General features: G+C 71.6%; 11 protein-coding genes. 8 read left to right on the top strand and 3 right to left on the bottom strand.

Annotation, left to right across the window (positions count from 1 at the left end):
- Window positions 1–5 precede the first annotated feature (5 nt).
- Window positions 6–2,144, bottom strand: a complete 2,139-nt coding sequence (gene tkt, locus ABZW14_RS30875; protein ID WP_355353559.1) for a transketolase — start codon at window positions 2,142–2,144, stop codon at window positions 6–8.
- 265 nt (window positions 2,145–2,409) lie between these two features.
- Between tkt and ABZW14_RS30870 the strand changes: the two genes are divergently transcribed.
- From ABZW14_RS30870 to ABZW14_RS30860, 3 genes are all read left to right on the top strand, one after another.
- Entirely contained in the window at window positions 2,410–3,369 is a 960-nt protein-coding gene (locus ABZW14_RS30870) for a heme o synthase (protein WP_355353557.1), read from the top strand.
- Window positions 3,370–3,620: 251 nt separating this feature from the next.
- On the top strand, window positions 3,621–3,953 hold the full coding sequence (locus ABZW14_RS30865; protein WP_355353554.1) for a hypothetical protein: 333 nt from the start codon (window positions 3,621–3,623) through the stop codon (window positions 3,951–3,953).
- 6 nt (window positions 3,954–3,959) lie between these two features.
- The gene (locus tag ABZW14_RS30860) at window positions 3,960–4,880 is read left to right on the top strand and encodes a hypothetical protein (RefSeq protein ID WP_355353551.1); all 921 of its coding nucleotides are present in this window, start codon (window positions 3,960–3,962) and stop codon (window positions 4,878–4,880) included.
- 41 nt (window positions 4,881–4,921) lie between these two features.
- Here the strand turns inward: ABZW14_RS30860 and ABZW14_RS30855 are convergent, their stop codons facing one another.
- Together ABZW14_RS30855 and ABZW14_RS30850 are read right to left on the bottom strand one after the other, a co-directional pair.
- On the bottom strand, window positions 4,922–6,589 hold the full coding sequence (locus ABZW14_RS30855) for a right-handed parallel beta-helix repeat-containing protein (RefSeq protein WP_355353549.1): 1,668 nt from the start codon (window positions 6,587–6,589) through the stop codon (window positions 4,922–4,924).
- 96 nt (window positions 6,590–6,685) lie between these two features.
- Window positions 6,686–7,657, bottom strand: coding sequence for a COX15/CtaA family protein (locus ABZW14_RS30850; protein WP_355353546.1), 972 nt, complete (start codon window positions 7,655–7,657; stop codon window positions 6,686–6,688).
- A gap of 98 nt (window positions 7,658–7,755) precedes the next feature.
- Between ABZW14_RS30850 and ABZW14_RS30845 the strand changes: the two genes are divergently transcribed.
- The 5 genes from ABZW14_RS30845 (at window position 7,756) to sufC (ending at window position 12,259) form a co-directional block, all read left to right on the top strand.
- Window positions 7,756–8,508: an ArsR family transcriptional regulator gene (locus ABZW14_RS30845; protein ID WP_355353543.1), complete on the top strand. Its 753-nt coding sequence runs from the start codon at window positions 7,756–7,758 to the stop codon at window positions 8,506–8,508.
- Window positions 8,505–9,935 carry a Fe-S cluster assembly protein SufB gene (gene sufB / locus ABZW14_RS30840; RefSeq protein ID WP_212834256.1) on the top strand — a complete coding sequence of 477 codons (1,431 nt, stop codon included), beginning with the start codon at window positions 8,505–8,507 and terminating at the stop codon, window positions 9,933–9,935. The genes ABZW14_RS30845 and sufB overlap by 4 nt, the downstream gene beginning before the upstream one ends.
- A gap of 82 nt (window positions 9,936–10,017) precedes the next feature.
- Window positions 10,018–11,160, top strand: coding sequence for a Fe-S cluster assembly protein SufD (gene sufD / locus ABZW14_RS30835; RefSeq protein ID WP_355353540.1), 1,143 nt, complete (start codon window positions 10,018–10,020; stop codon window positions 11,158–11,160).
- On the top strand, window positions 11,160–11,486 hold the full coding sequence (locus ABZW14_RS30830; protein ID WP_091270089.1) for a non-heme iron oxygenase ferredoxin subunit: 327 nt from the start codon (window positions 11,160–11,162) through the stop codon (window positions 11,484–11,486). The genes sufD and ABZW14_RS30830 overlap by 1 nt, the downstream gene beginning before the upstream one ends.
- The gene (gene sufC / locus ABZW14_RS30825) at window positions 11,486–12,259 is read left to right on the top strand and encodes a Fe-S cluster assembly ATPase SufC (protein ID WP_091270088.1); all 774 of its coding nucleotides are present in this window, start codon (window positions 11,486–11,488) and stop codon (window positions 12,257–12,259) included. Before ABZW14_RS30830 ends, sufC begins: the two co-directional genes overlap by 1 nt.
- Window positions 12,260–12,265: the final 6 nt, after the last annotated feature.

Here is a 12,265-nt window from a genome sequence, read left to right as displayed (position 1 = left end):
TCCCCTCAGTTGCCGGTCGTGAAACCGGTGATGTCGCCCACCCGGGTGAGCGCCGCGTGCGCGGCGGCCACGATCCGGTCGGGGGTGAACCCGAACTGCTCGAAGAGCACGGTGTGCGGCGCGCTCGCCCCGTAGTGCTCGAGGCTCACGCACTCGCCGCTGTCCCCGACGATCGCCCGCCAGGACATGGCGATGCCCGCTTCCACGCTCACCCGTGCCTTTACCCCGCGCGGCAGCACCGACTCCCGGTACGCCTCGTCCTGCTCGAAGAACCACTCCTGGCAGGGCATGGAGACGACCCGGGTGGGGGTGCCGTCGGCCTCCAGCCGCTCCCGCGCGGTGAGGCAGAGCTGCACCTCGGAGCCGGTGCCGACGATGATCACCTGCGGCTTGCCGCCGGACGCCTCGGCCAGCACGTAGCCGCCCTTGGCGACGCCCTCGGCGCCGGCCAGCTCGGTGCGGTCGACGGTCGGCAGCGCCTGCCGGCTGAGCGCCAGCGCGGTCGGCCGGTCGGTGTGCTCCAGGGCCTGCCGCCACGCCCAGGCGGTCTCGTTGGCGTCGGCCGGGCGGACCACGTCGAGGCCGGGGATGGCGCGCAGCGCGGTCAGGTGCTCCACCGGCTGGTGGGTCGGGCCGTCCTCACCGAGGCCGATCGAGTCGTGCGTCCAGACGTAGACCACCGGCAGCTTCATCAGCGCGGCGAGCCGCACCGAGGGGCGCATGTAGTCGCTGAACACCAGGAACGTGCCGCCGTACGGGCGGGTGCCGCCGTGCAGGGCCATGCCGTTGAGGATCGCGCCCATGGCATGCTCGCGGATGCCGAAGTGCAGCGTGCGGCCGTACTCGTCGCCCGGGAAGTCCTTGGTGGCGTGCTCCGCCGGGACGAAGGACGGCTCGCCCTTCATGGTGGTGTTGTTGCTCTCGGCGAGGTCGGCGGAGCCGCCCCACAGCTCGGGCAGCACCGGAGCGAGGGCCTCCAGGACCTTGCCGGAGGCGGCCCGGGTGGCCACGCCCTTGGCATCGGCCGGGAAGGTGGGCAGCGCGTCGGTCCAGCCCGTCGGGAGCGTACGGGTGGACATCCGCTCCCACAGCGCCTTGCGCTCCGGGTTGGCCTTCGCCCACGCGTCGAACGTCGTGGTCCACGCCGCCTGTGCCTCGGCGCCCCGCTCCATGACCTGGCGGGCGTGCTTGAGCACCTCCTCGTCGACCTCGAAGGTGCGCTCCGGGTCGAAGCCGAGGATCTGCTTGGTGGCCTTCACCTCGTCGGCGCCGAGCGCCGAGCCGTGGATCTTGCCGGTGTTCTTCTTGTTGGGCGCGGGCCAGCCGATGATCGTGCGCAGCGCGATGAAGGAGGGCCGGCCGGTCTCCGCCCGGGCGGCCAGCAGCGCCTGGTAGAGGGCTTCGACGTCCTCGTGGTAGTCGCCCTGGTCGGCGTCGCCGCGGCGCCAGTCGACGGTCTGCACGTGCCAGCCGTACGCCTCGTAGCGGGCCGCGACGTCCTCGCTCTTGGCGATGCGGGTGTCGTCCTCGATCGAGATCTCGTTGTCGTCGTAGATCAGGCAGAGGTTGCCGAGCCGCTGGTGGCCGGCGAGGGCGCTCGCCTCGTGGCTGATGCCCTCCTCGATGTCGCCGTCCGAGGCGATGCACCAGATGTCGTGGCGGAACGGGGAGTCGGCCCGGTCCGGCTCGGGGTCGAAGAGGCCGCGCTCGCGGCGGGCCGCCATCGCCATGCCGACCGCGTTGCCGATGCCCTGGCCGAGCGGGCCGGTGGTGGTCTCCACGCCGGGGGTGTGCCCGTGCTCCGGGTGACCCGGGGTGAGCGAGCCCCACTGGCGCAGCGCCTTGAGGTCGTCCAGGGCCAGCGGGTAGCCGGAGAGGAAGAGCTGGATGTAGAGGGTGAGGCTGGAGTGCCCGGCGGACAGCACGAAGCGGTCCCGGCCGGGCCAGTTCGGGTCGGCCGGGTTGTGCCGCATGACCCGGTTGAAGAGCAGATACGCCGCCGGGGCGAGGCTCATGGCCGTGCCCGGGTGGCCGTTGCCGGATTTCTCCACGGCGTCCATGGCCAGCACGCGGACCGTGTCGACGGCCCTGCGGTCGAGGTCGGACCAGTTGAGAGCGGGAAGCTCGGGTCGGTTGGCAGCCACGATGGTTGTGCTCCTCGGCAGATGGGCGGAACCCTCACTGATGACCCTATCGAGCGGCGCTAAACGTCCGCCCGGGGATCTCTGCATGCTGGTCTGTACGTCTCCGACCGGATCAGCCGTTCAACCCGAGGTGTGACGGCCCGCACCGTTGCCGGGTCTCCGGGGCAGCCAAAACGACGCCGCGTAGTGTGTGGGGCGGTGTGTGGACCCGGACGGGTCCGAGCCGACACCGACCTCCCCCGCCGAAGCCGGAAGGTGGCAATCCGTGAGCATGATCACCGAGCGCCCCGTCAGCGACTCTGCCGGGCACCCGCCGGTGCGCACGGTGGCGGAGGCACGGGCGACCGGCCGGCGGGACGTGCGGGCCGTGGTGGCCGCGTACGTGGCGCTCACCAAGCCGCGGATCGTCGAGCTGCTGCTGGTCACCACCGTGCCGGCGATGATGCTGGCCGACGGCGGCATGCCCTCGCTCTGGCTGGTGGCCGTGGTGCTGGTCGGCGGCTCGCTCGCCGCGGGGGCGGCCAGCGTGCTCAACTGCTACATCGACCGCGACATCGACCAGCTGATGCGGCGCACCAAGCGCCGGCCGCTGCCCGCGCACACCGTGTCGCCGCGCAGCGCGCTGATCTTCGGCCTGGTGCTCGCGGTGGTCTCGGTGGCGCTGATGGCCGCCGCCACCAACTGGCTGGCCGCCGGGCTGACCCTCGCGGCGATCGCCTACTACGACCTCGTCTACACGCTCTGGCTGAAGCGCACCACGGCCGCCAACACCTTCTGGGGCGGCGCCTGCGGGGCCGCGCCGGTGCTGATCGGCTGGGCGGCGGTCACCGGCTCGCTGGCCCCGGCCGCGTGGGGCCTGTTCGCGGTGGTCTTCTTCTGGCAGATGCCGCACTTCTACGCGCTGGCGATCAAGTACAAGGCCGACTACGCGCGGGCCGGCATCCCGATGCTGCCGGTGGTGGCCTCGGTCCGCCGCGTCAACGCGGAGATCATCCTCTTCTCCTGGCTGACGCTGCTCTCCTCGCTGGCCGTCTGGCCGCTCGGGATGAGCCCGATCTACGGTGTCACCGCGCTGGTGGTGGGCGGGATCTTCGTCGTGGAGGCGCACAAGCTCTGCCGGCGCGCAGCGCGCGGCGAGGCGGTCAAGCCGATGCGGCTCTTCCACTGGTCCACCACCTACCTCACCATCCTGTTCGCGGCCGTCGCGCTCGACGCCCTGATCTAGGTCCCTTTCCCGCTCTGACCGGGGTGGATGAGTTCCCCCTGTCGCGGATTTCATCAGAATTTTTTTCGGCCTGAGCCGGACGGGCTCAACCCGGACAGAATGTGACGATCTCCCCCGACCGATTTGGCCGGTCATAGCCGACATGTCTGGGCGAATTACCTGTGGTCTTCCTTAAACCTGTAGGTAATTGGCATCACATTCAGTTCATCGTTCTCGCACATCCGGGTGGATGTCTGCTTAGGCTTCGCGTCATGGCAGATGGTTCCGATACGACGCTCACGGCTGACAAGACCGCCGAACAGGCCCCCAACGGCCTGGTCGCGGGCATCAAGTCGTTCGCCGCCGGACACGGCGGAGCGAAGGCGGTCATCGAGTACGTGGGCAAGCGCGGCGCACGGATCGTCCTCGTGGGTGAGGACGGCGCGTGGGCCGACCAGTTCGCCGACGGCACCGACGTCGCGCGGCAGGCCTGCGCCACGGCAGGGGTCGCCGTCGAGAACGCCTGGGAGCGTGAGCTGATGGACCAGATGCGTCCGAGCAACGACCTCTGGCGGTCGATGGCCCGGCGCACGATGGCCCGTTGACATAAATTGACCAACCACCACCAGTCGACCCGGGGGGAACCCCGGGTCGCTCTCGTCACCTGCACCGCACTGCCCGACCTCGACCCGGACGACCGCCTCGCCCTCGCCCCGCTCGCCGCCCGCGGCGTCGCCGCCGAGGCGGTCGTCTGGGACGACCCGGCCGTGGACTGGTCCCGCTACGACCTGGTCGTGCTCCGCTCGCCCTGGGACTACGCGCTGCGTCGCGACGAGTTCGTCGCCTGGGCGCGCACGGTGCCCGCCCTGGTCAACCCGGCCGACGTGGTCGCCTGGAACACCGACAAGCGCTACCTGGCCGAGCTGTCCGCGGCGGGGGTGCCCACCGTGCCGACCGCCTGGGTCGAGCCGGGGGCCGACTGGACCCCGCCCGCCGGCACCGGGGAGTACGTGATCAAGCCGGCGGTCAGCGCCGGCAGCCAGGACACCGGCCGGTACGACCTGGCCGACCCGGAGCACCGGGAACTGGCCGTGGCCCACGTACGGCGGCTCTCCGCCGCAGGCCGGGTCACCATGGTCCAGCCGTACCTGAGCGCCGTGGACACCGCCGGGGAGACCGCGCTGCTCTTCCTGGCCGGGCCGGACGGCCTGGCGTTCAGCCACGCGATCCGCAAGGGGCCGATGCTGACCGGCCCCGACCGCGGCGTGGCCGAGCTGTACAAGGAGGAGCGGATCGACGCGCGGACGGCCACTCCGGAGCAGCTCGACACGGCGGAGAAGACCCTGGCCGTCGTGCCCGGGGGCACCGACCGGCTGCTCTACGCCCGGGTGGACCTGATCCCCGGCCCGGACGGGGCGCCCGTTCTGGTCGAGCTGGAGCTGACCGAGCCGAGCCTGTTCGTGGGTCACGCCGACGGTGCCCCGGACCGGCTCGCCGCGGCGATCACCACCCACCTGGCACGGCGGTCCTGACCCCGCGCTCCGGCCCGCTCCGAGCGGGCCGGAGCGCGGGGTCACTCCCCGTCGCAGTGGTTGCGCTCCCAGCGGCCGCCGATGGGAGGGGTCTCCAGCCGTACGGCCGCCTCGTTCCCGGCGAGGTCGTTGTCCTCCACCCGGCAGGACACGCAACTGCCGGAGCCGGTGATCCACAGCCCGTAGGTCTGGGTGTGCTCGTCCCGGTGCCAGATCCGGTTGCCGCGCACGGTGGCCGAGTCGAACGGGGCGTTGATGGCGATCCCGGCGCGCTCCGGCGGGCCGGCGGGCAGCTCGTACGGCGTGCCCGGCGCCGGGATGGCCTCGTTCCAGCCGGTGGCGCCGTCGGGCCGCACCTCGGCCAGGGACAGCTCGTTGCCGGTGTTGTCGGCCACCACCGCGGTCCGTGAGTCGACCCGCAGGATCTTGCCCCGGTGCCCACCGGGCGGCCAGTCCGCCGACCCGTCGGTGACCTGGCGGGGGGTGTACCGCACCGTGGCACCGGAACCGCCGCAGGCGGGCGCGGACCGCCGCCCGTTGTCCCGGATCCGGTTGTCCACCACCGCGGCGTCGCTCATGGGCCGGTCGATCCGGATCCCGTCCAGCGCGTTGTCCCAGATGTCGTTGCCCTGGATCACCACGTCCGCCGCCGCGCCCCGGTACCCGTGGCCCAGGTCGTGCTCGTGGTACCCGTAGCCGCCGTTGCGGCTGATCCGGTTGCCCCGCACCACGTACGGGCCGGGGGTGTTGCCCATGCTGATCCCGTCGCCGACGTTGCGGTCGATCACGCAGTCGACCAGCAGCCCGCCACGACCGGCGATCCCCGCCGTGCCGTTGGCCGAGACGTCGAAGCCCGCCTCCAGGTTGTTCGTGAGCGTGCAGGCCGACACGATCAGCCCGTCGGCGCCCCAGTCGGAGATGCCGAACCGGTTGGCCTGGCTGTGGCACCCGACGATGCGGAAGCCGCGCGGCCGGGCCCAGTAGTCCTTCTGCAGCTCCAGGAAGATCCCGTTGGTCCCGTTGCCGAGGGTGGTGCAGTTGGCGATGGTGAGCCGCTCCACGTCGCCCCAGCCGCCGATGCCGACGCCGATGCCCGCGCCGCCCATCTGCTCGCCGTTGTCCAGCCGGCCGCAGCCCACCACGACCACCCCGTCGATCAGGCTGTCCTGAAGGAAGTCGCAACCCAGGCCGGTCGCCCCGGTGTGGTGGATGTAGAGGTTGCGGAAGACGCCGCGCACCACGTACTGGAGCCCGAGGCCCTTGGCCAGGTAGTTGTACTGGGCCATGCCGACACCGGAGCCGTCGATCTCGAAGTCGGCGAAGGTGCAGTCGGCGATGTGCCGGTCCCGGTCCGCGCCGTGCTGCACGGTGGTCCAGTACGCCAGCGGGACCGGATCCCCCCGGTTGCCCTCGTTGCTGAGCAGGAACCGGGTCGCCGCCGGCCCCGCGCCGATCAGCGACACGCCGCTGCGCCAGACGGTGCCGGCGTCCCGGATCGAGTAGATGCCCGGCGGGCAGTAGATGACCCTGGCCCGGCCGTCGGCGTCGTACCCCTCGCCCAGCCGGTCCACCAGGGCGGCGAGCGCCGGCTGGTCGTTGGTGACGCCGTCACCGGTGAGCCCGAAGTCGTGGGCGTCGCACCAGAGCGGCGCGCCGGCCACCGGCGTCAGCCGCTGCGGGACGGTCGTGGACAGACCCTTGCGCGACACCGGCGGCTCCCCTCGGGCGGACGGTCCGTGGCGCGGACCGCATTCCCGCTGCCGGCGGGGGGTAACGCCGGGGGTGTCGGCGCCCGGTCGCGGGCCTCAGACGGCGGCGGTGACCGGCTGGTCGGCCGGGGCGGGGGGCGCCGCCGGAGCCGGCCAGGCGGCCGGGCGCCGCTCCCGGGTGGCCCAGAGCACGCCCAGGGTGGCCAGCAGCACGAGGCAGGAGCCGAGCATGTGCGCGGCGACCAGCACGGCGGGCAGGTGGGTGAAGTACTGCACGAAGCCGATGAGGCCCTGGCCCAGTTCGACCGCGACGAGCACGCCGGCGGCGCGGGCGGCCGGGGTGGCGCCCACCGCGCGGAACGCGAACAGCAGCGCCACCGAGAGCCCGATCAGCAGGAACACCCCGTCGGCGTGAACCTGGGAGATCGCCTCCGGATCCAGGCCGTTGCGGGCCGCGCCCTGGTCGCCCGCGTGCGGCCCGCTGCCGGTCACCCAGGTGCCGATCACCAGGACGGCCGCGCTCACCACCGTGGTGAGCGCGGCGAGGGTACGCAGCGGCGCCGGCACGGTCGGCGTCACCGGCCCGTCCGGCTCCGTGGTCCGCTTCCAGAGCGCGTACGCGGCGGCGATCACCGCCATCGAGGCGAGGAAGTGCAGCCCGACCACCCACGGGTTGAGGTTGGTGAGCACGGTGATGCCGCCGACGACGGCCTGGGCGGGGATGCCGAACAGCACGCCGATCGACAGCGGCAGCAGCCCCCGCGGGCGGGTCCGCTGGGCCAGCACGGCGAGCACCACGGCCAGCGCGATGACGCCCACGGCGAAGGTGAGCAGCCGGTTGCCGAACTCGATCGCCCCGTTGATGCCCATCTCCGGCGTGGCGATGTACGACTCGTCGGTGCACCGGGGCCAGGTCGGGCAGCCGAGACCGGATCGGGTGAGCCGGACGGCCCCGCCGGTGACCACGATCGCCACGTTCGCGATGATCGAGGTGTACGCGAGGCGGCGCAGCAGCGTGGGGGAGACCGGGAACCGGACGGAAGCCTTCACGGAGCGAATCCTACGCACCGTAGTTGATCCCGATCGGGTGACTCCGCGACACCGGTGGTCGGGATCACCGGACCCCGGGTTTGCGGGCCTCCGGCGAATTACGTAACGTTGGCGTTGTGAAAAACGCGGCGGCGCCTTCCGGGCACCAGTCGGCGACCGGTCCGGTCGCCGCCTCCGTCGTTCCCGCGGATCTCTCCACCCGTGACCGGGTCACCCAGCTGCTGCTGGAGCGGGGCGCGACCACCGCCGGCCAGCTCGGCTCGGCGCTGGGGCTCAGCCCGGCCGCGATCCGCCGGCACCTCGACGCGATGCTCGCCGACGGCGACGTGGAGGCCCGCGAGCAGGTCGTGCGGGGCAGCCGGGGCCGCGGCCGGCCGGCCAGGGTCTTCGTGCTGACCGAGGCGGCCCGGGTCCGCTGCGGCACCCACCACTACGACAACATCGCCGCCGCCGCCCTGCGCTGGATCGCCCGCACCGGCGGCTCGCCGGCCGTCGAGGCGTTCGCCGCCGAGCAGGTGTCCGCGCTGGAGGAGCGCTGCCGCGCCGCCATGGAGGACGCCGGCGACGACCCGCTCGCCCGGGCGGAGGCGCTCGCGGGGGCGCTGACCGCCGAGGGCTACGCTGCCAACGCGTCCACGATCGCCTCCGGCGGCCAGCTGTGCCAGCACCACTGCCCGGTGGCGCACGTGGCCGCCGAGTTCCCCCAGCTGTGCGAGGCCGAGACCGCGGTGATCTCCCGTCTGGTCGGCACCCACGTGCAGCGCCTGGCCACCATCGCGCACGGCGACGGGGTGTGCACCACGCACATCCCCACCCAGCCGCGTGCCCAGTCCGGTAACACCGTCACCACTGTGAGGACAGATAGATGACCGAGCAGATCGTCCAGCCCCTGACTCAGGAGGAGCAGCTCGCCGCCCTGGGCCGCTACGAGTACGGCTGGGCCGACCCTGACGTCGCGGGGGCGTCCGCCCAGCGCGGCCTCAACGAGGCGGTGGTGCGGGACATCTCGGCCAAGAAGAACGAGCCGGCCTGGATGCTCGACCTGCGCCTCAAGGGCCTGCGGCTGTTCGACCGCAAGCCGATGCCGGCCTGGGGCGCGGATCTCACCGGGATCGACTTCGACAACATCAAGTACTTCGTGCGGTCCACCGAGAAGCAGGCCACCAGCTGGGAGGACCTGCCCGAGGACATCAAGAACACCTACGACCGGCTGGGCATCCCCGAGGCGGAGAAGCAGCGGCTGGTCGCGGGCGTCGCGGCGCAGTACGAGTCCGAGGTCGTCTACCACAAGATCCGTGAGGACCTCGAGGAGCAGGGTGTCGTCTTCCTGGACACCGACACCGCGCTGCGCGAGCACGAGGACATCTTCAAGGAGTACTTCGGCACGGTGATCCCGGTCGGCGACAACAAGTTCGCCGCGCTGAACACCTCCGTCTGGTCCGGTGGCTCGTTCATCTACGTGCCGAAGGGCGTGCACGTGGAGATCCCGCTGCAGGCCTACTTCCGGATCAACACGGAGAACATGGGCCAGTTCGAGCGGACGCTGATCATCGTCGACGAGGGTGCGTACGTGCACTACGTCGAGGGCTGCACCGCGCCGCTCTACTCCTCGGACTCGCTGCACAGCGCGGTCGTGGAGATCATCGTCAAGAAGAACGCCCGGTGCCGCTACACGACCATCCAGAACTGGTCGAACAACGTCTACAACCTGGTGACCAAGCGCGCCGTCTGCCACGAAGGCGCGACCATGGAGTGGGTCGACGGCAACATCGGCTCCAAGGTCACCATGAAGTACCCGGCGGTCTACATGACCGGCGAGCACGCCAAGGGCGAGGTGCTCTCGGTCGCCATGGCCGGCGAGGGCCAGCACCAGGACGCGGGCGCCAAGATGGTGCACGCCGCGCCGCACACCTCCTCGACCATCGTGTCGAAGTCGATCGCCCGGGGCGGCGGCCGCACCTCCTACCGGGGCCTGGTGCAGGTGCTGGAGGGCTCGCACAGCAGCCGCAGCACGGTCAAGTGCGACGCGCTGCTGGTCGACACCATCTCCCGCTCCGACACCTATCCCTACGTCGACATCCGCGAGGACGACGTGTCGATGGGGCACGAGGCGACCGTCTCCAAGATCAGCGACGACCAGCTCTTCTACCTGATGAGCCGGGGCCTGAGCGAGGACGAGGCGATGGCCATGATCGTGCGCGGCTTCATCGAGCCGATCGCCAAGGAGCTCCCGATGGAGTACGCCCTGGAGCTCAACCGCCTGATCGAGCTCCAGATGGAGGGCGCGGTCGGCTGACCCCGGCCGCGTGGTGGCGGGCCGTGGCCGGCCCGCCCTCCGTTCACCTGACACCGTCGTCGCAGAACAGACCAAGGAAGAGATGACTACCCAGGCTTCCGCGCCGCCCGCGACCAAGTCGCAGGCGCTCCGCTCGTACGACGTCGCCGACTTCCCGGCCCTCACCGGCCTGGAGGAGGAGTGGCGCTTCACCCCGCTCAAGCGCCTGCGCGGGCTGGCCGGCGGGGCGCAGGCCGCGACCGGCACGGTCCGCCACGAGCACGGCGACCTGCCCGAGGGCGTCACCGTGGGCCGGATCGGCAAGGACGACCCGCGGGTGGGCAGCGTGCTCACCCCGTTCGACCGGATCAGCGCGCTGGCGTACGGCGGGGTGGACGAGGCGCTGCTGGTGCAGGTCGCCCGGGACGCCGTGGTCGAGACGCCGGTGAGCCTGCGGGTGGTCGGCGGGGGCGCCGACGCCCTCGCCCTCGGTCACACCTTCGTCGAGGTGGGCCGGTTCGCCGAGGTGACCCTGGTGCTGGAGCACGTCGGGTCCGCCACTCTGGCCGACAACGTCGAGGTGGCGGTGGGCGACGGCGCGAAGCTGACCCTGGTCACCGTCGCCGACTGGGCCGACGACGCGGTGCAGGCACAGCATCTCAAGGTCAAGCTGGGCCGCGACGCCAAGGTGATCCACGTGCAGGTCAGCCTCGGTGGCGACCTGGTCCGGCAGTACACCTCGGTGGAGTACACCCAGCGCGGCGGCGAGGCCGAGCTGTACGGCGTCTACTTCGCCGACTCCGGCCAGCACCTGGAGCACCGGCAGCTGGTCGACCACACGACGCCGGACTGCCGCAGCTACGTGGGCTACCGCGGCGCCCTGCAGGGCGACAGCGCGCACACCGTCTGGGTCGGTGACGTGCTGATCCGGGCCGAGGCGACCGGCACCGACACGTACGAGATCAACCGGAACCTGCTGCTCACCGACGGCGCCCGGGCGGACTCGGTGCCCAACCTGGAGATCGAGACCGGCGAGATCGCCGGCGCCGGGCACGCCAGCGCGACCGGCCGCTTCGACGACGAGCAGCTCTTCTACCTCATGGCCCGGGGCATCCCGGAGGCCGAGGCCCGCCGCCTGGTGGTCCGCGGCTTCTTCGCCGAGCTGATCAACAAGATTCCGGTCGACGAGCTGCGCGAGCGGCTCGGCGACGCGATCGAGGCCCGCCTCGCCAAGGCCGGCGCCTGATGATCAAGATCTGCTCCACCGAGGACGTGCCCAAGGGCACCGCGATCAGCGCCGACGTCGACGGCACGCAGATCGCGATCGTGCACGGCGAGGACGACGCGTTCTACGCCGTGTACGACGAGTGCTCGCACGCCGCGGTGGCCCTCTCCGAGGGCGAGGTCGACGGGTGCACGCTGGAATGCTGGCTGCACGGATCCCGTTTCGACCTACGGACCGGCGAGCCCACCGGGCTGCCCGCCACCGAACCCGTTCCCGTCTATCCCGTCGAAGTCCGCGACGGCGACATCTACGTCAGCCTGACGCCGAGCAATGGAGTGACCCGCTGATGAGCACCCTGGAGATCCGCGACCTGAAGGTGTCGGTCAAGCTGCCCGAGGGTGAGCTCAAGCCGATCCTGGCCGGCGTGGACCTGACCGTGAAGTCGGGCGAGACCCACGCGATCATGGGCCCGAACGGCTCCGGCAAGTCGACCCTCGCGTACTCGATCGCCGGCCACCCGAAGTACGAGATCACCGGCGGTTCGGTGACCCTCGACGGCGAGGACGTGCTGGCCATGTCCGTCGACGAGCGGGCCCGCGCCGGCCTCTTCCTGGCCATGCAGTACCCGGTCGAGGTCCCCGGCGTCTCGGTGGCCAACTTCCTGCGCACCGCCAAGACCGCCATCGACGGCGAGGCGCCGAAGCTGCGCACCTGGGCCGGCGAGCTGCGCGGCGCCATGGAGAAGCTCCAGATGGACCCGGCGTTCGCCCAGCGCAACGTCAACGAGGGCTTCTCCGGCGGCGAGAAGAAGCGGCACGAGATCGTGCAGCTGGAGCTGCTCAAGCCGAAGATGGCCATCCTCGACGAGACCGACTCCGGCCTCGACGTGGACGCGCTGCGCGTGGTCAGCGAGGGCGTCAACCGGGTGCGCGACACCGGCGACACCGGCCTGCTGCTGATCACCCACTACACGCGGATCCTGCGCTACATCAAGCCCGACTTCGTGCACGTCTTCGTGGCCGGCCGGATCGTCGAGCAGGGCGGCCCGGAGCTGGCCGACAAGCTCGAGGAAGAGGGCTACGAGCGGTACGTCGCCGGGGCCGGCTCGGCGCGGGCCTGAGCGAGC

The sequence above is a fragment of the Micromonospora sp. NPDC004551 genome, assembly GCF_040609975.1.
GTDB lineage: Bacteria > Actinomycetota > Actinomycetes > Mycobacteriales > Micromonosporaceae > Micromonospora.
This window is presented reverse-complemented; position numbering and strand designations above follow the sequence as displayed.

Coding starts and splice junctions, on each gene's coding strand:
- ABZW14_RS30865 (WP_355353554.1), top strand. CDS start 3,621: ATGGCAGATGGTTCCGATACGACGCTCACGGCTGACAAGACCGCCGAA.
- sufB (WP_212834256.1), top strand. CDS start 8,505: ATGACCGAGCAGATCGTCCAGCCCCTGACTCAGGAGGAGCAGCTCGCC.
- sufD (WP_355353540.1), top strand. CDS start 10,018: ATGACTACCCAGGCTTCCGCGCCGCCCGCGACCAAGTCGCAGGCGCTC.
- ABZW14_RS30830 (WP_091270089.1), top strand. CDS start 11,160: ATGATCAAGATCTGCTCCACCGAGGACGTGCCCAAGGGCACCGCGATC.
- sufC (WP_091270088.1), top strand. CDS start 11,486: ATGAGCACCCTGGAGATCCGCGACCTGAAGGTGTCGGTCAAGCTGCCC.